Annotated in this window: 20 protein-coding genes and 1 pseudogene; 13 read left to right on the forward strand and 8 right to left on the reverse strand. The window is 36.3% G+C overall.

Annotation, left to right across the window (positions count from 1 at the left end):
• The 6 genes and pseudogenes from RLO81_RS00460 to RLO81_RS00485 form a co-directional block, all read right to left on the reverse strand.
• Nucleotides 1-228, reverse strand: a pseudogene (locus tag RLO81_RS00460) (type II toxin-antitoxin system HipA family toxin); the annotation flags it as partial.
• On the reverse strand, nucleotides 225-545 hold the full coding sequence (locus RLO81_RS00465) for a helix-turn-helix domain-containing protein (protein WP_350105675.1): 321 nt from the start codon (nucleotides 543-545) through the stop codon (nucleotides 225-227). The pseudogene RLO81_RS00460 and the gene RLO81_RS00465, both read right to left, overlap by 4 nt.
• Before the next feature lie 98 nt (nucleotides 546-643).
• On the reverse strand, nucleotides 644-1390 hold the full coding sequence (locus RLO81_RS00470; RefSeq protein ID WP_350105678.1) for a LytR/AlgR family response regulator transcription factor: 747 nt from the start codon (nucleotides 1388-1390) through the stop codon (nucleotides 644-646).
• Nucleotides 1387-2445 carry a sensor histidine kinase gene (locus tag RLO81_RS00475; RefSeq protein WP_350105681.1) on the reverse strand — a complete coding sequence of 353 codons (1059 nt, stop codon included), beginning with the start codon at nucleotides 2443-2445 and terminating at the stop codon, nucleotides 1387-1389. The genes RLO81_RS00470 and RLO81_RS00475 overlap by 4 nt, the downstream gene beginning before the upstream one ends.
• 35 nt (nucleotides 2446-2480) lie before the next feature.
• On the reverse strand, nucleotides 2481-3122 hold the full coding sequence (locus RLO81_RS00480; protein WP_350105684.1) for a tetratricopeptide repeat protein: 642 nt from the start codon (nucleotides 3120-3122) through the stop codon (nucleotides 2481-2483).
• A 22-nt stretch (nucleotides 3123-3144) separates the two neighbouring features.
• Nucleotides 3145-5304 (reverse strand): TonB-dependent receptor, encoded by a 2160-nt coding sequence (locus RLO81_RS00485; RefSeq protein WP_350105687.1) that lies wholly within the window; start codon nucleotides 5302-5304, stop codon nucleotides 3145-3147.
• Nucleotides 5305-5714: 410 nt separating this feature from the next.
• Here RLO81_RS00485 and RLO81_RS00490 point away from each other — a divergent pair, with 410 nt between their 5' ends.
• Entirely contained in the window at nucleotides 5715-6359 is a 645-nt protein-coding gene (locus RLO81_RS00490; protein ID WP_350105690.1) for a hypothetical protein, read from the forward strand.
• Between the two features lie 42 nt (nucleotides 6360-6401).
• Here RLO81_RS00490 and RLO81_RS00495 read toward each other — a convergent pair whose 3' ends face one another.
• On the reverse strand, nucleotides 6402-7544 hold the full coding sequence (locus RLO81_RS00495; protein ID WP_350105693.1) for a helix-turn-helix domain-containing protein: 1143 nt from the start codon (nucleotides 7542-7544) through the stop codon (nucleotides 6402-6404).
• Nucleotides 7545-7722: 178 nt separating this feature from the next.
• On the opposite strand from RLO81_RS00495, the gene RLO81_RS00500 reads away from it, so the two are divergent.
• The 4 genes from RLO81_RS00500 (at nucleotide 7723) to RLO81_RS00515 (ending at nucleotide 10358) form a co-directional block, all read left to right on the forward strand.
• A complete protein-coding gene (locus tag RLO81_RS00500) occupies nucleotides 7723-8862 on the forward strand; it encodes an alpha/beta hydrolase family protein (RefSeq protein WP_350105695.1) in 1140 nt (379 codons plus the stop codon).
• Between the two features lie 18 nt (nucleotides 8863-8880).
• Nucleotides 8881-9522, forward strand: a complete 642-nt coding sequence (locus tag RLO81_RS00505; protein ID WP_350105698.1) for a class I SAM-dependent methyltransferase — start codon at nucleotides 8881-8883, stop codon at nucleotides 9520-9522.
• Nucleotides 9523-9663: 141 nt separating this feature from the next.
• A complete protein-coding gene (locus RLO81_RS00510; protein ID WP_350105726.1) occupies nucleotides 9664-9981 on the forward strand; it encodes a GNAT family N-acetyltransferase in 318 nt (105 codons plus the stop codon).
• Entirely contained in the window at nucleotides 9978-10358 is a 381-nt protein-coding gene (locus RLO81_RS00515) for a hypothetical protein (protein WP_350105701.1), read from the forward strand. The genes RLO81_RS00510 and RLO81_RS00515 overlap by 4 nt, the downstream gene beginning before the upstream one ends.
• Before the next feature lie 14 nt (nucleotides 10359-10372).
• Here RLO81_RS00515 and RLO81_RS00520 read toward each other — a convergent pair whose 3' ends face one another.
• Nucleotides 10373-11440, reverse strand: a complete 1068-nt coding sequence (locus RLO81_RS00520) for an acyltransferase (RefSeq protein WP_350105704.1) — start codon at nucleotides 11438-11440, stop codon at nucleotides 10373-10375.
• A 228-nt stretch (nucleotides 11441-11668) separates the two neighbouring features.
• Between RLO81_RS00520 and RLO81_RS00525 the strand changes: the two genes are divergently transcribed.
• The 8 genes from RLO81_RS00525 to RLO81_RS00560 all read left to right on the forward strand — a co-directional run.
• Nucleotides 11669-13996, forward strand: coding sequence for a TonB-dependent receptor (locus tag RLO81_RS00525; protein WP_350105707.1), 2328 nt, complete (start codon nucleotides 11669-11671; stop codon nucleotides 13994-13996).
• 13 nt (nucleotides 13997-14009) lie between these two features.
• Nucleotides 14010-14846, forward strand: a complete 837-nt coding sequence (locus RLO81_RS00530; RefSeq protein ID WP_350105710.1) for a DUF4249 domain-containing protein — start codon at nucleotides 14010-14012, stop codon at nucleotides 14844-14846.
• A gap of 25 nt (nucleotides 14847-14871) precedes the next feature.
• Nucleotides 14872-17208 carry a PAS domain S-box protein gene (locus RLO81_RS00535; protein WP_350105713.1) on the forward strand — a complete coding sequence of 779 codons (2337 nt, stop codon included), beginning with the start codon at nucleotides 14872-14874 and terminating at the stop codon, nucleotides 17206-17208.
• Nucleotides 17209-17213: 5 nt separating this feature from the next.
• Nucleotides 17214-17978, forward strand: a complete 765-nt coding sequence (locus tag RLO81_RS00540) for a LytR/AlgR family response regulator transcription factor (RefSeq protein ID WP_350105715.1) — start codon at nucleotides 17214-17216, stop codon at nucleotides 17976-17978.
• Between the two features lie 277 nt (nucleotides 17979-18255).
• On the forward strand, nucleotides 18256-18687 hold the full coding sequence (locus RLO81_RS00545; protein WP_350105728.1) for an aspartate/glutamate racemase family protein: 432 nt from the start codon (nucleotides 18256-18258) through the stop codon (nucleotides 18685-18687).
• Between the two features lie 69 nt (nucleotides 18688-18756).
• The gene (locus RLO81_RS00550) at nucleotides 18757-19347 is read left to right on the forward strand and encodes a DUF1349 domain-containing protein (RefSeq protein WP_350105717.1); all 591 of its coding nucleotides are present in this window, start codon (nucleotides 18757-18759) and stop codon (nucleotides 19345-19347) included.
• A gap of 182 nt (nucleotides 19348-19529) precedes the next feature.
• Nucleotides 19530-20384 (forward strand): alpha/beta fold hydrolase, encoded by an 855-nt coding sequence (locus tag RLO81_RS00555; RefSeq protein WP_350105720.1) that lies wholly within the window; start codon nucleotides 19530-19532, stop codon nucleotides 20382-20384.
• Between the two features lie 104 nt (nucleotides 20385-20488).
• The coding region (locus RLO81_RS00560; RefSeq protein ID WP_350105723.1) for a GNAT family N-acetyltransferase at nucleotides 20489-20971 on the forward strand (483 nt) is incomplete at its 3' end.

A 20971-nucleotide genomic window follows, 5' to 3' on the forward strand; every position in this document is an offset into this window, starting at 1 on the left:
TAGAAATAAGCCGAAATTCGTTTTCTCTTGATCATTCAGGTATTGAACCCCTGCGTAGAGCTGTAAGTCAGGATCAAGTAATTGAGTATGCCCAGATTGCAACCAATTTGAATCATACTCAAATGAAAATATCTCATTTCCTCGTAGTAAATCTGCATGTAATACGCCAATAAGGGTTGGTTTGTGTAACCCTTCCCAATCTGCGTATACAGAAATATTTTTCCTCATCCGCGATTCTTTTTAGGAGCCCGTTCTTTTACGCTTAATTCTGCATCCTGCAGTTTTCTGCCCAATTTATCATCTATTGCAATTAATGATAAGTCCTTTTCCAACCCAAGTACAATGAGTACCTGCAGATAGAGACCTATACTCACACTCTCGGATCCTTTTTCTATGGATAATAAAGTAGGGCGACTGATATTTGCACGTTCTGAAACCTGCTCAGCACTAAATTTTCTTCTCAGCCTTGCCAGCTTAATATTCTCACCTAGATCTCTTAGCAGTTTCTTATGCTTTGGTAATAATATTGGCTTTTCTCTTCCCATAACATTAAATTGTATTTACAAATATAACATTTTATGTAAAAACTATTTAACATTTACTTAAAAAATTTATACTCTTTTATCTAGTAAACCTGAAGCCTTTAAGCATCCAACCAGTCCTTAAACTTTTGCACTTTCTCCCGACTAATTAAAATGTTGTCATCGTCACTATTCTTAAGCGTCACTTTTAAACGACTATTACTGAATGAAAATACTTCTTCAATGGCGTTGTGGTGGGTGATGTACTTTCTGTTTAACCTAAAATAGCTGGTGGGGTCTAACAGTTCTTCTAACTGATCCAACGGGTAATCAATCAGGTATTTTTTGTTGTCTTTGGTTTTTAAGAAGGTTGCTTTTTGGTCGCTGTAAAAGTAGTCGATGGAGGCGATGTTAATACTCTGTATTTTCTCACCAATTTTTACCATAAACCGTTGTTTGTAGTCCTTCTTTGGCTGTAGTATTTCCTGAAGTTTGCTTAGGTCAATTTGTTTGTGGGCGTTTTTACGAAACTTTTTTATTGCAGCTTCAAGATCGTCTTGGTCTATGGGTTTTAGCAGGTAATCGATGCTATTATGCTTAAAAGCTTTAATGGCATATTCATCATAAGCCGTGCAAAAGATGATGGGGCATTCGGTTTTTAACTGCTCCAGCAATTTAAAACTTAGCCCATCAGCTAGTTGGATGTCTAAAAACAGAAGATCTGGGTCAGGGTTGTTCTCAAACCAGGCTTTACCACTCGCAATTGACTCTAAACAATCCAGCACCTTAATATCTCGGTCAATTTCCGCAAGTTGCCGCTTTAACCTTCGTTGTGCCGGTAGCTCATCCTCTATAATCAGTACGTTCATAGGTCTTTGAGTAAGGGTAATTCCACAATAAATTCATCGGCAGTTTTGGTGATGGTCAATTGTTGATTCGTAAAATAGTTCAGCTGTGAACGAATATTCTCTAAGCCAATGCCAGTCGAACTTTCCTCTACATCTTTAGGTTGAAGGTTGTTCGAAATCGTGATTCTGTCATCGTGATCAAAGATTTTAATGTTCAATGGCCTGTCTTGTGATACCACGTTGTGCTTAATCGCATTTTCAAGTAATAGCTGCAAAGTTAGTGGCGGAATTAATAAATCCTTCTGCTTTACATCGATGTTGACTACCAAACTATCTCCAAACCGTAATTTTTGTAGACCTATATAACTTTCTAAAAATGACAATTCCTGATCCAAACTGACCAATTCTTCTTTCTGTACTTCCAGCACATAACGGTAAATCTTCGACAGTTTTTGAATGAACTCTGTGGCCTTATCCTGGTCTTCATGCACCAAATTGCTCAGTGTATTGAAAGAGTTAAACAGAAAATGTGGGTTTAGTTGATTTTTCAGGGATTGGTACTGGCCTTCAAATTTGTCGGCACGCATTTTTTCCGTAGCAATGGCGGCTGATTTCCATTCAAAGAGAAACGACCTACTGGTGAAAATCAAAGTAACAAACAGAGATATCATGATGGGATATTTAGTGCGGATCACCAATTCATCCCAAGGCAATGTGCTAAATGTAAAATCATAAAATGCTACTAGTGTAATGGAGGAAAATAGCAGTCCGATAAAAAAAGCGAATATGGATACGGCAATCACTTCTACCAACAGCCTTTTCAATGGGCTATGAATCCAGCTGATTCGTTTGTCAGTTTCATCAGTTATAAATGAAATACCATAGCTTAAAACAAATGATATTAGAAAAGCATAAACAAACTCTGGCCATTTTGAAAAAAAAGCCAGAGTTCCTACGGTTTCTAAATTGAATGTAATAGTAATTACAAGCGCAATTACAAGATTTACCAAAATGAGTAATCTTAGATTTTTATAGTATCTCCAGCTCTTGGGTGTGTTAGAATTGTAATTCTCCATACTTCAATAAAAACCTAAAATAGCTCTTTTTTTAACTAATTGCATTGAGATACAATGGCTTCTGCCTGACCAGCTCCCCACGTAGGGTTGATGCCTTCAGCAGCTTCTGCTTCAAATAGCGCAAGGCTTTGGTTAGCCATGCCACAAGCTTTTTCAGTGCTACTGCCAAAAAACTGAGCCATGCCGTATTCCATTTGAGCCATCAAAACCAGCGGTCTTGGATTTTCAGGATTTTGCTGCATTGCCTGACCGAATGCTTGCATCACTAAGGGCGACATTGTTTGGCCTCTGTTGGCAGAATCGGCAGATAATTTACCCATAAGGGCATAACCTTTTAAGGCAGTAATCTCGGAGTTGTTCGGTGAGATTTCTCCGGCTTTTTCTATCAATGCAATGGCTTTGTCATAGTAGCTATCTTTTTCTTCTAACGATAGCGTATTGTTAAAGCCCATTTTAATGTAAGCATGAGCCGCATAATATAATGGCAACCATTCGGTAGTTTCTTTTTGCGCGATACGTTCGAAGGCATTGGCAGAGGCTTGTAACTCTTCCTGGCTTTTGGAATTATTGAACGTCTCAATTTGTGTTTTCATGGCATTGATGTATGCCGTGTTGTCTTTGGCATTAGTGAATAATGCACATAATAAAAGAGTGAATACTAGTGTTAACTTTTTCATGGTATAGGTATTTAAATTGATTTTATAAATTGTTTAATTGATTTGCGTTTTTGTCTTTGGAAAGGGTCAGGAATACACCTAAGAAGACGAATCGATCTGCCACTTGTCCTTGTGGTCTTCCTTCAAAAACCCCGTTTTCATTTGGTTGATTGGTATATTGATAGCCGAAAATATTATCGCTGCCTAATACATTGCTGCACTCAAAGTGAATGATGAGATTGGGTGTTGGCAGGTAGCTCCAGCTAAAACTCAGGTTATTAAAAGCAGGTGTTTTTGATTGCATTTCACCTTCCAGATTTGGATTGTGATAGGTGTAGCCACTATTCCAACTGTAGGAGAACCCAAGCTGCGAATGGAGTGGTCGAAAAAACCTTTTCATCACCACCGAGGCATTGTGCAAAGGCGCAAAACCGGGGCGAACTTTAGATTCAAACCCACCCAGATTTCTTTTGCTATCTGTGAAGGAATAGGTAATCCAGAAGTCCGTGCTTTTCAACGATTTATTATCCCGATAAAACACATCGAATCCCTGAGCATAGCCCGAGCCGTTATTTGTTAAATCAGTAAAATCTAATCCTTCAGATTGCCCGAACAGTACCAAGTTATCATAGGATTTGTAAAATGCCTCTGTACGGAAAGTTCGTCCTTCTTTACTGTACAAATAGTTGGCTATGTAATGCACTGATTGCGTGTTTTCCAGTGCAGTGTTTTGAATCCTTACTTCATTTGCAGGCAATTGGTAAAATGTTCCTGAAGCCACCGATACCTGTGCGTACTTAGAGAATTTATAGGCTAATGATGCTCGGTAAGTGCTCCAGTTATCTTCTAAAAGATCGTTGTAGGTGCTTCTGACTCCTGCTCTTAGCACGAGATTACTGCTAAAATAATAGTCGGCTTCAATAAAATGATTGATCGTTAACTCTTCTAATTTTCTGCCCAAGCCGTCATTCAGAACAATTTCTTCATACTGATTGGCATAGGTCTCAAGTCCATTTTTTAATGAAAACCTGTCGCTGAAATCTTTGATGACAACCGCTTTGTTGTGATTTAAAAGGCTAGTTCGTTTGTAATTTTCCGTGTCGACTGTAATGCGGTCTTCATTATGAGAAATGGAAGCACCACCATAATACGACCAGCCATTTGTAGCAACATTTCTAAAGCTTACATTTCCAAACTGATAGCTATTCTCGATAGAAGTGGCTTGTATTTCTCCACTGTCGATATCCTCTCTGTTCAAGGCCATTTTAGCACCTTCAATGTGCATAAAGCCTTTTAATATCCCTGATTTACCAATTTTTTGTCTACCTAAAACCTCAGCATCCCAATTACTTGGTGCATCGGTGAAGTCCATATGTTGGTTGATGATAGACATATAAGGGGATAGGTCTGTAAAATTAGCTGAGGCAGTCAATGCCCTATTTTCACCCACCATGGTGTGACTCAAACCCCCACCAACTGACATAAGACTGATGTCGGTTTGATCTCTGATCGGCATGTCGATACTATTTAAAACTAGGGCCGAGGATAGTGCCTGGCCGTATTCTGCAGAATAGCCGCCCGTGCTAAAAAAGCTGCCTCTAAACAGGTTCGGGTTAAACCTGGATCGGGTAGGTACATTTTGTGCGGTACTACCATAAGCATTACCCACTTGCAAGCCATCAAAGTAGATGTTGGTTTCGGAGGCATCTCCACCTCTCACGAATAATCGTCCATCATTGCCTACTGTGGAGGTGCCGGGCAGTTTGGTAAGTGCACCAATCACGTCACCCAAAGCGCCAGATGTAGTAACGATATCCAAAGGCTTCATCACCACGGCTTTTTTCTCATCACTGGCATCCATAGCACCAGCAGTGATAGTTACTGCAGTCATCTCATCAATTTTTTCCTTGAGACTAGCAGTGACTTGAAGCACCTGACCTTCACAGTTTACAGTTTCACGATACTCGTGGTAGCCAATCATGGAAACGACCAGCGTTTGTTCGTTTTTTTCGTTAGTTGTGAAGGTGAAATTGCCGTTGATGTCCGAAGAGGCACCATCGTAGGTGTTGTCGATATAAATATTAGCACCGATGAGCTGCTCACCCTTGGCAGTAAGCACCTGACCTTTGATGGTGGTCTGACCGAAGGCAAACTGCGCAGTAAGTGTTGTTATTAGGAGCGATAAGTAGATAAACCTTTTCATGTCTTTAGCATTTGGATGGTGCTAAATTGAAGGAAGGTTACGCTCAATAGTAATTAACCTTACTGAAGTGTAGGATTTGGCGGATGAAGTTTAGATTGGGCGGGCTGAAATTTTGGTGACAATAAAAAAGCGGAGACGCTATAGAATCTCTGCTTTTCTAAAAAGTCGGGATTGACTGCCCTATTTATTCCCTATTTAATAATTTATATATCAATTAGTTACACCTTAATTTTTTTAATTCGTTCACCGGATTGTACACTCATAATTCGTTTGATTTCAAATCATTTGAGAGAGCAGCAAGAGTATCATTCTCCTCTTTTTAGCGCTCACCTCCGCTTTTTTGGCATTCATCTTTTTTGGTTTTAACACAAGTAAAAAGGGAAATAGCTTTGTGAAAAAATTTAATAATTATGAAAACAATCATGAAACTAAAGACAATCTTAACGGGGGTATTTCTAGTAATATTCTTGTTGAATGCTTCCGCTCAGGAAACTGAGGAAGCGACACTATTTGGAGATGATTTAAAACTTACAGGCTGGTTCGTAGAACTGCCTTTTACTCATGCTCAGGTAATAGAGAAGAATATTTTTATGACAGGGATATCAGGTGGGGTGATATTTAATGATGTGGTAAGAGTAGGTCTAGCTGGAAGATCGTTTAGCAACAAATTTAATAGAATTGCAATCGCTGGAGTTGATGATGGAAATGGTGGTTATTTAAGGGGTAGTGAGGGTGGATTATTTATTGAGCCAGTGATCGGAAACAACAAACTCGTCCATCTTACGATTCCAATAATGATAGGTGCAGGTTATGCTGAAGTTAAAACAAAAGCCAAATACCCTGATGAAGATAATGAAATGGACCACCTGGATATTGACGATCAGGTTTATTTCTTATTTAAGCCATCAGTCCAGATTGAGGTCAATTTACACAAGAATATTCGTTTTGGAGCAGGAGTAGGTTATAGATTTACCTCTGATAATCAACTTGAGGGCGTAGATAATGACCTGTCTGGTTTTTCAAGTAATGTAAGCTTAAAGATTGGTAAATTTTAAGTAAGCAAATCAAGGGCACACAGGTGTGCCCTTGTTGTAATACTATCCAATAGTTGACTTCTGATATTTCGAAGGAGTTAGACCCGTGTATTTCTTGAAAGTCGTATTAAAGGAGGTTTTCGAATTAAACCCGGCCATTAAACCTATCGCCAAAATATTAAGGTGTCTATAAGAACGATCTTTGAGAAGATTTTTGGCCTCTTCCACTCGATATTTATTTACGAATTCATAAAAATTCAAACCAATCACATCATTCAACACCTGAGAAACTATATGCACAGATTGGTTTACTTCATTAGCCAAATGTTGAATTGACAATTCGCTTTCTAGGTATAATTTTTTAGATTCCATTAGGTTCACTATCTCATTCTTTAAAACTTCGGATACCGAATTATCTAATTTACTAGCTTTGTATTTCTCTGTTGGTTTCGGCACTTGGTTATCCGAAAGCTTAATGGCTCCGCTAAAAATAGCTGGTTGGTTTAGGGCATGATAGGCGATGTAATAAACAAAAACAGTAAGCAAGGCAAGGTTTAGTCCAGCAAAAGTCGTTATCCATTCCTTTGATAAGAATTGAGCAGTGAAACTTAGAAAGGTAATTGCGATAAGTGCAAGAAATGCAATAATAAGCCGCTTAACCCACCTTAAATTTAGTTCACCTATTTCCGAGTAAAATTTCAATAATTGCCTTTCATGATGTTTTTGAGCTCTAATAGATAAAGCAGAGTAAAACAGTAAATGGCTAACTTTTCCAATTGCTAAAATGATTAATATCGAATGATTACTGTAATTACTTTTGATGAAATCTGCTAATTGAAAACTCCAACCATGTTCATTAATAACTGTAAAAGCGAACCAGGTTAAAATCCCAATGTAAAGTATTAGAAACATGGAATGCTTTAGAAGTTTACTTACTGTGATTTTTCCGGAGAATCCAATAACATAAAAATAAAGGCAGGGCCCCAACAGTAGCACTAAAGGGTCAATTATCACACCATAAGACCATGCTACACTGCGCTGTAATAGACTGCCAAAAAGAATTAGACCTATAGTGATTAAAAAGTAGGCTAAGTAAATTCTGTGCCCTTTCCCTTTTTTAAAATGCAGAACCATTCCAAGAATAAAGCTCTGAAGGGCGCCCAGAAATAAAACTATTTCTATAAAATAATCGCCAGTAAATAACATTGATAAATAGGCCTAAAACTGCTCTAAATTTAGTTTTTTCATTAAATATTATTCTAAAGTTCCAGATTATAAATTCGAACTAGAATCTTTATTTAAAGAGGTTCGGATTTATCGGATCGAACATTTTGCATTTTTTGAATTACCAGCTTTGCCTCATAAAACGAATAAATACAATGAAATGAAAAAGACAAAACTCAAAAATGCTCTAATTATGGTGGCTATTCCTGTTGCTACAGTTTTAACTATTGGTGTAATCAGTGTTTTAGGTAAGAACCAGTTCAAGAAACCTTCAGGTGCCTATTCCGAAGTTGGCTCAGCCGATTATGAGATAACCGACTATTCACGGCATGAAGATGCTACCGTCAGAAAGGATGATTTTAGAAGAATACTTATTAAAATTTTCTATCCTGCTCAATCAGATGGTGTAAAGGAAAAAGCTTCATATCACCCCAATCCTGATGTTTTTAATGATAATGTGAAGCAACTTTATGGTATACCCAAAATCCTTTTATCTCGACTTAGTAAGTCAAAAAGTAATGCATTAAAGAATGTAGCTATTGCCCAAGGGGATAGAAAATTTCCTGTATTGCTTTTTTCACATGGACTTAATGGAAATAATTCACAAAATAACTTTCAATTTGCCGAGCTGGCCAGTCACGGATATGTGGTAGTAAGTATTGAGCATCCATTTGCTGCTTCAGGTACGGTTTTCTCTGATGGACAATTAGGCGCTACGATTCCTTTTGGTAAAATGAAAGATGAAGAATTTGCTCATTCCTTAGTCAAAACCTGGTCTGATGATCAATTATACGTTTTGAATTATATAGAAACGCTAAATCAGGATAATAAGACTCGGTTTTTTAATAGGCTGAACCTTGATAAAGTGGGTGTGTTCGGCCATTCGTTGGGAGGAGCTACCTCAGCAGCTTCACTTACCAGAGACAATCGATTGAAAGTAGGAATTAATATGGACGGATTTTATTTTGGAAACTTTTACAAAGATGGGTTTCATCAACCATTCTTAGAGCTTAGAAGTGAAGTTATCCCATTGGAAGAACTTAGCGCTAAACAGCTTCAGCAGGAATATGATATGAGCCGTGAATATTATCAATACCTGTTTGTTGATGGTTGGAACGAAAGGCTTAATACTTATGCCAAAAACGGTTATGAAAGTATAACTATAAAAGGTGCCAACCACATGAGTTTTTCTGATTTTCCATTAGTGATACCGTTCAGAAAACTTATAGCAGGTGATGTAGACCGAATACATCAAGAAATAAATAAAAACGTCATCGACTTCTTTAATAAATCACTTTAAAAATTAACGACTAAAAAAATGTGTAAAATTTGTAATAATCAAGCAACAAGGAGTCAAAAATTATTCGCCTGGATTTACTCCAAATCTGACAATTCACTTCATAAATTATATTCAGAACATAAGAAAAGATTATTTAAAGATCTACAGGGAAATGTTCTTGAGATTGGACCAGGAACAGGCATTAATTTCGATTACTTTCCTGCAAACATTGAGTATTTTGGTTTGGAGCCTAATGAGGCTATGCAGAAATACCTTATCGAAAAGGCTAGAGAAAAGGGAGTAAATGCTAACATTTCGACAGGTGTTGCAGAGAATTTACCTTATGAAGATAACAGCATGGATGTGGTGATCAGCACTCTCGTACTTTGTTCGGTAACATCACAGTTAGTAGTGGCTCAAGAAATAAGACGTGTATTAAAGCCAGGGGGTCGATTTATTTTCATAGAGCATGTTGGAGCTCCTAAAGGATCGACAACGAGGAAATTACAAGAATACTTAAAGCCATTATCAAAATTTATTGCCGATGGTTGTGATCATGCCAGAGATACAGCAGAGGTTATTGAGAACTCAGGTTTTTCTAAAATTGACATTGAAAATTTCGAAACCCCAGGTCCTCTAGGTTACAAAATTCCACATATAAATGGAGTTGCTTTTAATTAATAAAATTTAAAGCAAGAAAATGATATGATAAGACAGTATGATCATTCAGACTTAGAGCAAATCTTGGGCGTATGACAGCGTGCAAATACGTTTACTCAACCTTTTTTAGAAAAGCAGTTCGTAAAATCAGAATATCAGAAAATAAAGTCTGAATATATGCTTGATAGTGAAAGTTACGTGGTGATCAAGGATGACCGGATAATAGGATTTATCTCATTAATGGGTCAAGAAATAGGTGGTTTATTCATTGACCCGCTTTTTAACAGGCAGGGTTACGGTACACTGTTATTACAGCTCTGCTTTTCATTGCGAAGTAATTGGCAGGTTAAAGTATTTAGCAGAAATAAAATTGCTAGAGAATTTTATAAAAAAGCTGGCTTTAAGAAGGTCTATAAAAAGATTCATTCGGGTTCAGGAGAAGAAATGATAATTATGGAATTTCAACAATTAATTCAATGAAACCACTTTTCATTCTTTTAACCATAGGAGTCTTATTATCAAATACTGATCAAATTTTTGCTCAGCAAGATTCTAGTAGGTATTGTAAAGTTTGGAAATCCATACCTAACGGTGATTTAGAAAGGATTACCATTAGAATTTCTAAAAACTCAGACGCCTTGCAAGCAGCTCTAAAGATTGGAGATAATATCATTGTTACTGATAATATTCTAATCGGCAATTCGGGAATAGCCCTCGTATTTGGAGAACAACGTCTTACAGTCACTGGTGAAATAACCAAAAACGGAGTTTTAATTACGAGGTTCGAGCAGTTTGAAAAGGTAAAGGAGATATCATTTCAAAGTATGAGCAATCGTGAGATTGGTAAAACCCTTTAAATAGGCTTTTTTCTTCAAAGGACTCGTCTTATGTATCGGTTTTTCCTTAAGAAGTGGGTTAATAAGCATGATATTGCTATAGCAAAGACGGTCACTATAATAAACTTAAGATTAGAGTCAAAAGCATATTCCTTAAGAAAGATTTGTAAAGCTATAACTATCAATAAGTGGAAAATATAAATACCGTAGGAGTTGTCTGATATCAATTTTAATAGGGGATTCATTTTCGTAAAAACAATTTTAAACAAGCTAATAAATCCCAATGAGATCCCTACACACAAAAGTGATTCTATTATTGACTCACTCCATAATTTTGGTAAAGTATCATATAGATTTTCTCTAAAAAGAAATGCAGAAGCGGCTAAAAGCAAATAGAATAAACTGGTTGAAAGTTTGATTTTATCCAACCAACCAGTTTTATTGAATAATGGCCCTAAGAGGAAAAGACTTAAATACTGCGGAAGGTGAGCAACTTCAATAGGTATTCCCCAGGTAACCCATGTATCAATTGGATAGTGCCTCCTGATCAAAACATTTACTGGTATAAGAAATGCAAGATACAGCAATGGGTACCAAAATTTGAAAGATAGTTGCTTGCCCTCAGTATTTATAAAGTACTTATCTACTATAAGGTATATAAATGAGTAGACCAATAAAGACGCTACAAACCACAAATGGCCAGTTGCTAAGGGCGCCCTCTTAAAATATAGATCTACCATAAATTCTAATTCACCGACACTTTTATCGCTCAAGGCATAATGTAGCGGAGTGAATAAAAAAAAAGTAAATATCAGCAATGGGATGCCTAATCTGCGGAGTCTATCCTGTATAAATTGAAATTTAGGCTTATTTTGAAGAGAGTAGTACATGAAATATCCCGAGATAAAAAAATAAAATCCCATCATGTAAGAAGCGTTTAAAAAGAAGAATGGTTTGAGATAAGCTAATTGCGGTTCATCTTGTGTCAACCATACTCCACCCGTGGCACCATAAGCCTGTCCTGCATGATGAGCAACGACCAAGCAGGTTAAAAATACCTTGATGACATCAATGTAGGCAATACGTTCTTTTTGCATCTTCATAGTAGGTGATCTGCACTCCAAATCTCGTTTTAACAATTGGTAAAATGCGTGTGTCTTAATTAAAAAGTTTTAGAATATTTTTTATGGTTAGTATTTGAAATCCTTTCTCTGTGTCATATACAGGCTATTTTGCAAAATTTTTTTGATTCACACCTGCTTTTTTCGTGTTCACTCCTTTTGACTTCTTGAAGGCATTTCGCTCAAATACTTTTGTAAAAAAAATAACATATGAAAAAGAATATACTCTTGATCTTAATGTTGATGTTTAGCTCAATATTAAGTGCTCAATCTAAGTTTACACTCAGTGGAAGTCTGAAAGATGCTGAAACTGGCGAAGACCTTATTGGTGCTACTGTTTACGTTCAAGAATTGAAAACTGGAACGGTTTCCAATGTCTATGGTTTTTATTCGCTCTCAATTCCTGCAGGTGTTTACACAATTACTGTTAGTTACATTGGTTACCAACAACTTGAAAAGCAAGTAAACTTGAAGGCCGATTTACTATTACAATTTGATCTCTTCCCTGAAGTAACACAATTAAAGGAAATTGTGATCACTGATAAAATGGCGAATGAAAATGTTGAAATAATTAAAATGAGTAGTGAAAAGATGCCTGTTTCACTTATTAAAAAGTCACCCGCTTTTATGGGAGAGGTTGATGTTTTAAAGACAATTCAGGCGTTGCCGGGGGTTCAATCTGCTGGTGAAGGTACCACAGGTTTTTTCGTAAGAGGAGGAGGGGTAGATCAAAATATGATTTTGCTTGATGAAGCAATTGTTTATAATCCATCACATTTGATGGGTTTCTTCTCGGTTTTTAATGCTGACGCGATTAAAGAAGTGGAATTATACAAAGGAGGTATACCGGCCCAATATGGAGGAAGAGTTTCTTCATTACTGGATATTAGAATGAAGGATGGTAATAATAAAAAACTGTCAGGAAATGGCGGAATTGGAACCATCGCCAGTCGATTTACGCTAGAGGGTCCAATTGTAAAAGATAAAAGCTCATTTATTGTTTCCGGAAGAAGGACTTATGCAGATTTATTCTTAAAAGCAAGCGATGACGATAATGTGAAAAACACGAAGCTTTACTTCTATGATCTTAACACCAAATTAAATATAAAATTAGGTGAGAGAGATAGATTATTTCTTTCAGGATATTTTGGGGATGACGTGTTCAAATATAAAAACGCTTTTCATTGGAGTTGGGGTAATAGAACAGCCACTTTAAGATGGAACCATATTTTCAACAATAAGTTATTTGCCAATTTCACTTACCTCTACAGCAACTTCAATTATAATTTAGGCGCTGATAGTGGCCCAACTTCTTTTGAATGGGATGCGTACATAAGGGACTTGTCTTTCAAAGGTGATTTTGAATATTTCTTTTCTTCTGATGTTTCTTTCAACGCTGGGGTTTCTACAATCCATCATAAATTTCAGCCGGGTGATGTAGAAGTAAAAGGATCAGGATTTCAAAACGACTTCGTAATTGATAAAGAAGAGGCTTTGGAATCTGCCATTTATTTAGGTGCAGATATTAAATTATCTGAAAGACTTCAGGTTCAGCCTGGCTTAAGATATTCTCTATTACAAAACATTGGAGGAACTACTTACACCTACGAAGATGGTAATCCAATACCGACAGACACTGTATTTTATGAAAACGGAGAATTTTATCATTCACAAGGAGGATTTGAGCCTAGGATCAATGCAAGGTATACCCTGAACGCCTATAGCTCAATCAAGGCCTCTTACAATAGGATGTTTCAATATTTACATCTAGCTTCTAATACTACATCAAGTATTCCTCTTGACTTATATATTGCAAGTAATGAACTTATTAAACCTCAAATTGCTGATCAATTAGCTGTAGGTTACTTTCGAAATTTTCAGAATAATACCTGGGAGTTTTCAACCGAGGTTTATTATAAATGGCTGCAAAATCAGATAGACTTCAAAGACAATGCTGATATCTTACTGAATAAGCATGTAGAGCGTGAGATCCTCTCAGGAGAGGGTGAAGCGTATGGTGTTGAATTTATGCTTAAGAAAACAACAGGTAAACTAACTGGCTGGGCAAGTTATACCCTTTCTAAGACGGAAAGAACCATTAATGGAATAAATGACGGAAACCCATACAGTCCTCGTCAGGACAGGCCTCATAGTATTAACTTGATGGGGTCCTATCAAATTAATAAAAGAATTCAGATTGGAGCTTTTTGGAATTATGCCAGTGGCATGCCAATTACTCTTGCATCTTCAAGTTTTGAGTATGGGGGTGTTGTTGTTCCGGTATATGATGAGAGAAATGGTTATAGATTACCGGCAAGTCATAGGTTAGATCTTTCTGTTACAATCGATTCAAAAAAGAATGATAATCGTAAGTGGGAAGGTAGCTGGAACTTCTCTCTATTCAATGTTTACGGTAGAAAGAATCCTTTTAGTCTCATGACCAGACAAAACCAAGATAATCCTAAAGTTACGGAGGCGGTTCAAATGTCCCTGATCGGAACTATCGTGCCATCAGTAACTTACAACATAAAATTTTAATCAATATATAGAGATGAAAACTACAATTTTAACATTACTTAGTATTGCCATATTATGCCTTACATCTTGTGAAGATGTAATTGAAATAAAACCATCTGATATTAAGAGTCAGTATGCAGTCGAGGGTTTCGTTCTTGACCAGTTAAATGAAAGCTACATTAGACTTTCTCAAACTACACCTTATTTCTCGCAACCATTTTCACTGCCAGTTTCTGCAGCCAGAGTTTTGGTTTTTGATGATCAAAATACATCATACGAATTCATAGAAGGTGAAAAAGGGATATATAAATGTCCTGAAGGATTCAAAGGGATTCAGGGTGTTACCTACTCATTAAATATTGAAATAGGTGATCATTTTATATCAGCTAGCTCCACCATGCCTAAGATAATTATGATTGACAGTATCAGGTATGAATTTATAGCAAGTGGAGATCCTAATTTTGAAGAGGGCTATTATTTATATGGTATGTTGTCGGATGATCCAGAGGTTACCAATTACTTTTTCTCCGAAGTAAAGGTAAATGGTAAAAAGCAAATAGCCCGCGCTGAAGACATAATAGTATTTGATGATCGCTTTTTTGATAAATCTCAAAATGTTGAGGGGCAGTTCTGGTACTGGGGAAATAAAGATGACGACTATCATAAAATAAATATTGGAGATGAAGTTTCTTTGCAGCTCTATTCAATAGATTATGACTCTTACAACTTTTTAAAAGCACTTTCAGAAACATCTCAACATGGTGGCCTTTTTGGGAAGAATCCGGCTAATGTACCATCTAATATTGATGGAGCATTAGGGCTGTTTCAAGCAAGTGCGGTGTCGCTTTCTAAGACCATCAAAATTCAATAAACTGGTAAACTTTATTCAGGGCAAAATGAAAACCATTGACAAGAAAAATAATTTGAATAATCAAATTGTCACCATTAAAACACAGTTTTTATCTGCCCTGATTTTTTCCATAATAATCGAGCTAACTAATATTTTCGTCTCTGGTGGTTTAGATGATTCGAATATCGAAAATTGGATTAGTAACTTATTCGCATTTGTGTTCTTATGGCAAATTGTGATCAAATCAAACAGGGTCTTAAATAAGGTGTTTCCAATAGATGAAAAACCTAAAAAGAACTTAATAATTAATATTGTTCTTGCATATTTTCTGTCAATCCCCTTCACCATTATCGTAGAATTTATTTTGTCTTTTATTTATTCAAGAGACATGCCGCTCATAAATGAAATAATGGGTGAAGCACTCGTGACATTTTTGATAATAGCCTTGATGTCCTCAGTGGTAAATATGCTGATGTTTTTTAAGGCCTATGAAAAGCAAGGAGAAATGGTTCTTGCGGAAAGACAACTTACCTATTTAAGACAAATGCTTGAAAATGTAGAAGATGTTATTCAAGTTCTTGATATAACAGGGGCGGTAAAGTATTCATCACCTTCTATATACAAAATCTTAGGCTTTACTCCTGAAGAAGTTCTAAGTCATGCTCCGCTTGAGCGTGTTCATCCGGATGATAGAATAATAACTCGTGGGGCATATCAAAAACTGTTGAAGATGCCTGGAAATGATGCTTTGGTTCAGTTCAGAGTTATTACCAAAACAGGTGAAATTAAAATTGTAGAGGCAAAAATGGTCAATGCTCTAGCCAATCCTGAGATAGAGGGCTTTATTGCAACAATAAGAGATGTTTCTCAGACAGTTGATGCCACCAAAAGATTGCAGAGGCAGGCGGAGACTTATGAATTGCTCCTCAATATGTCTAAATCATTTCTTAAAAACGATTTCCAAAATACATTAGAACTAATGCTTGAAGACCTGGGCCGATTCGCTGGCGTAGAAAGAACATATGTGTATCAGCTAAATCAATCTAGAGATTACCTAAACTGCCTATTTGAATGGCGCAGCGAGAAAGGCGCATCAGTAAAATCACTATTCTATGAGACGGGTTTGGCTGTAGAAAGATTAGCTTGGGTAGTTAATGAATTGGATAATGGCAAAATAATAGCAATTTCTGATATAGAAGATATGCCTCTCGAGGCTGAAGGATCAAAACGAATTTTTGAATCAGACGGCACTAAATCGATTTTGTTGATCCCAATGATGGTTAAAAATAGTTTGATTGGCTTTATAGGATATGATTCTTTATTTGTCAACAAAACTTGGGGAGATGAGGAAGTAAGAACGTTAAGCATTTTCAATGAAATTGTTACATCAGCACTCTCGCGTAAGGAATCTGAAATCAAAACCAGGGATTCATTATCCTTACTTCAAAATGTAATTGAATCCACGGCCGATGGTATTATGGTCGCAGATTTGAATGATCACATTATTCTGCATAATCGTGCCTTTGTTCAGTTATGTGGTTTGTCTGATTTAGACTTTACGAAAAATGGCAAATCGACTGTAATAGAAAGGCTTTTGGAGAATGTTGAAAATAAGCAAGAGTTGATTAATGAAATTCAATTGGCATCCTCTCAACAAGGACCGGATAATAAGTTGACCGCTTACATGAAGGATAAGCGAGTACTTGAAATTATCTCAGCCCCTCAAAAGTTTGAAGCAGCCGTAAACGGTAATATTTGGAGCGTTAGAGATATTACTTCCAGAATTAATTCAGTAAAAGAAAAAATTGAAAAAGGTGTAGCTCAGGCGCAATTTGAATCATTAAAAAATCAGGTTAATCCTCATTTTTTATTTAATAGCTTGAATGTCCTTACATCACTGGTGCATATTGATCCTAATTTATCTGAAAGATTTATAAATGAGTTGGCAAAGTCTTACAGGTATTTATTGGAACAGAAGGATAATGAATTAGTGGACCTTAAAACGGAGATTGATTTCGTAAAGGCATTTACGTTCCTGTTAAAGATCAGGTTTGAAGATAAACTGCAGTTGAAGATCGATCTGAAAAAGGCCCATCTCAGTTATCAGATAGCTCCTTTGACCCTGCAGTTACTTATTGAAAATGCTGTGAAACATAATTCATTTTCTCAAGACGAGCCTTTGAAAATTGGCATTCATGTGGAAGATGAAAATGTATTGGTTGTGGAAAATAATCTGCAGATGAGGATACAAAGTATGCCATCCACTCGTGTTGGTCAAAGCAATATTATTAATCGATATAAACTCATAACAGATAGATTGCCAGAATTTAGTATTGAAAAAAACAAGTATGTGGCTCGTATACCATTACTTAAAAATAATTAAACTGTATGTTGAGAACTGTAATTGTAGAAGATGAGACATTAGCTCAGAAGAAGCTTGATTCTCTGATAAGAAGATATGATCCAGAAATTTTGGTGGAAGCAATATTACCTTCGGTAAAATCAGCCGTAAAGTGGTTTTCATCTAATCCCGATCCTGATTTAGTTTTTATGGATATCCATTTAGAGGATGGGTTGAGCTTCAACATCTTTGAAACTTTGCCATTACAGGTTCCTATAATTTTCACTACCGCTTTCGATGAATATACCATTAATGCATTTAAAGTTAATAGTATTGATTATCTGTTAAAGCCTATAAGTTATGAAGACCTAAAGAAAAGTCTTGATAAGTTTCATCAAATAAAGAAGCTTTACATGTCAGGAAAAATAGAAATAAGACAACTTATCGAGCAACTCGTTCCCCCTCAGGAACGCTACAAAAGCAGATTTTTAGTCAATGAGGCTAGTGATCTTCACATCGTTGATATTAAAGATACAGCTTATTTTTTTGCTGATAATAAATACACCTATCTTGTGACGAAGAAAGGCAAGCAGCATTTGATTGATCAGACACTCGAAAAATTGATCATTAGTTTGGATCCGGATCTTTTCTATAGGATAAACCGACAGTATATTGTCTCAATTGGTTCAATTAAAAAATTGACGAAATACAGCGCAAACAAATTAAGAGTTCACTTAACACCGGAGAATAATAAAGAGATTTTCGTGAGTATGGAGAAATACACAGATTTTAAAAATTGGATGAACAAGTAGAATCTCCTTAAAAAATGCAAAACAGAGCTATTGGATTATTAGGTGGGACTAGTTATCCCTCAACTATTACATATTACAAACGATTAAACGAATTATATAGCGCAAAATTGGGAGGATTTCACTCCTGTCCATTGATTCTTTATAGTATTGATTATCATAAAATAAAGATTAGGTATTCAGATCAAGGTTCGTGGAATGAGATCTCATTTTTACTTAAGACATATCTAGATGATCTTTTATCAATGAATCCTGCATGTTTGATAATTTGTAATAACACATTACACAAAGCGTTCGATTCTATCAGAGAAGAGCTAAGTCTCTCAATCCCAATATTTCCATCTTGGAATTGACTGCTATTCATATAAAGCAAAAGGGCTTAGAAGAAGTATTGCTTCTGGGAACAAAGTTTACCATGGAGGACGATTTTTTTAAAGGCTTTCTACTTAAAAAAGGTATTAAAGTTGTCGTGCCTTCTACCCAAGAGATGGATGAAATACAAGAGATACAAACCGAACTGGCGGCAGGTAAGATGGAGGAGGATTTTAAATCATATTTTAAGGAGTTGTCTGAAAGATACGATTTCTGCGATGGATTGGTTTTAGGATGTACAGAGTTGCCTCTGGTTTTTGATTTTATTGAAACAAAGGCTTTGAAAATAAACCCTATTGAATTGCAATGCTCTAGTGCTGTGGACTTTATTTTAAGTTAATATATCAGCAGTTTCCGGAACTACCAATATTAGAGATACCAAAGCTCCAAATTCATTAAATTTTACATTATGCTCGAAAATATGAATTGGCTAAATGAGCCTGAATCCTGGAAAATTCAAAAAGGAATTCTAAGAATGCATGTAACTCCTCATTCAGATTTTTGGAGAAAAACACATTACGGCTTTACTGTTGATGATGGTCCATTTCTCTATACAATAAGAGGGGGAGAATTTGAAGTTTCAATGAAGATTACCGGTAATTATAGGAATCGCTTTGATCAAATGGGATTGATGCTGCGTATTGATGAGGAGAACTGGATAAAGACAGGAATTGAATTCGTGGGTGGCAATTATAATTTCAGTACAGTGGTTACTTACAAACATAGTAGCTGGAGTGTAATCGAGTTGTCTGAAAAGCCAGAGTCTGTCTGGATAAAAGCTACCAGAAGATCAGATTACGTGAAGATTTTATTTTCATTAGATGGAATTAATTACAAAATGAGTAATCTGGTTTATCTAATGGATAATAAACCTGTAATGGCGGGCATGATGGGTGCCAGCCCAGATGGTAATGGTTTTGATGCATTATTTGAAGAGTTTTCAATCAAGCACTTGGCAGACGAGAAACGTCTGCAATGGCTTGAGGCCAATAAGGGTTGACGACCGCAAAAGTCACGTACATTTTCAATCCTGTCCATATTTCCATATTAATTATTAAATAAACTTTATGGCTCGCCAGGCAAATTTTTGGGTTCATCTTTCTTATTGTGGTACTCAGAGGTAAAAGTTTTTTGCAGGTAAATGAGCGATATATTTTTGTGTTAACATTAATTATTACACAAATGATAAAGTCTAAAAATTTAAGAAAAATGGGTGGCAAAGTTATGGCTATAGTGCTATTGTCGCTGCCTCTCTTGTCATCTTGCGATAGCGATGATGATTATGTCCCTTCACGCGAAAAGAAAATTTCAGTTGGTGATTACGCTCTGCAAACTAAGATTGAAGGAAAGGGAAGTTATACCGTGGTTTTTATTTCAGGCCTCGGTGAATCTTTAAGTACTTGGAATAAAGTTCAGCCGGAAACTGCTGATTTCGCCACTACCATTTCCTATGATCGAGGGGGTATAGGTAAGTCAGATAATGCGCCAGGAATTAGAAGCTCAGAGGTTATAGCAATTGAACTTGATCGGTTATTAATCAATAGTATGGTTGAAGCACCTTATATATTGGTTGCACATTCAATAGGAGGGCTTCATGCAAGAGCATATGCCCATAAATTCCCAGATAAAGTGGCCGGGATGGTTCTGGTTGATGTAATTCATGAAGCAGAGTTATTAATTGGTCTCGGAAATTTACCTGAAGGGCTTACACCCGAGCTTGTTTTAGAACAAATAGCTGATGAGCAAAATATGGAACGTGGAATGCGCGATGAATTTATATTCTCTTATCTCAGTGCTGAGCAGGTCGCTGAAGCTTCATTTCCAGATGTTCCTTTACATATAATTACTGCAGGCTTGGCAGATGCTGAGGAAAGTCCAGATTCACGAGAGTTGCGTCTTATGCTACATAAGCAATTGGCGGATAAAATACCAGGTGCTGTGCATACAATAGCAAATAACAGTCGCCATCATATTCAGAATGACGATCCCGAATTGATAATTGATTCAATAAAGAAAATTATTGAAAAATCTATTTAATTAATGATCTATTACTGATTAACTCGGATCAGTAATAGATCATTTTATCATCATGATCGCCTAAAACCACAAGACTCAACACACAATATTTATAGTAGAAAAGAATGAACAAATTAATAAACCCGCAAGTAGAATTGTCCTATATCTCAATAGATGATGCGCCTCATATTTTTTCTATAATCGATAGACAAAGAGTATATCTGGGTGAATGGCTTCCTTGGGTTAAGGAAACTAAAAGTGAAAATGATGTGAGAGAATTCTACAAGAGCTGTGAAATAAAAAAACTTCAAGGAAACGGTTTTGAATGTCTCATTAAATATAATGGAGAACCAGTGGGCCAAATTGGTCTTCACAAAATTGATAGCACCAATAAATCAACCAGCATAGGATACTGGCTTTCTTCAGAGTTTCAGGGAAAAGGTATCATGACAGAGGCTTGTAAAGCCATGGTCAGTCATTGTTTTGAAGAGTTCGACTTAAATCGAGTTGAAATAAAATGCGCTACAAAAAATCATAAAAGTAATAAAATACCACGTAGGTTGGCATTTAACAAAGAAGGTGTACTTAGGCAAGCTGAACTATTAAAC

This window comes from Fulvivirga sp. (genome assembly GCF_040220315.1).
Lineage (GTDB): Bacteria > Bacteroidota > Bacteroidia > Cytophagales > Cyclobacteriaceae > Fulvivirga.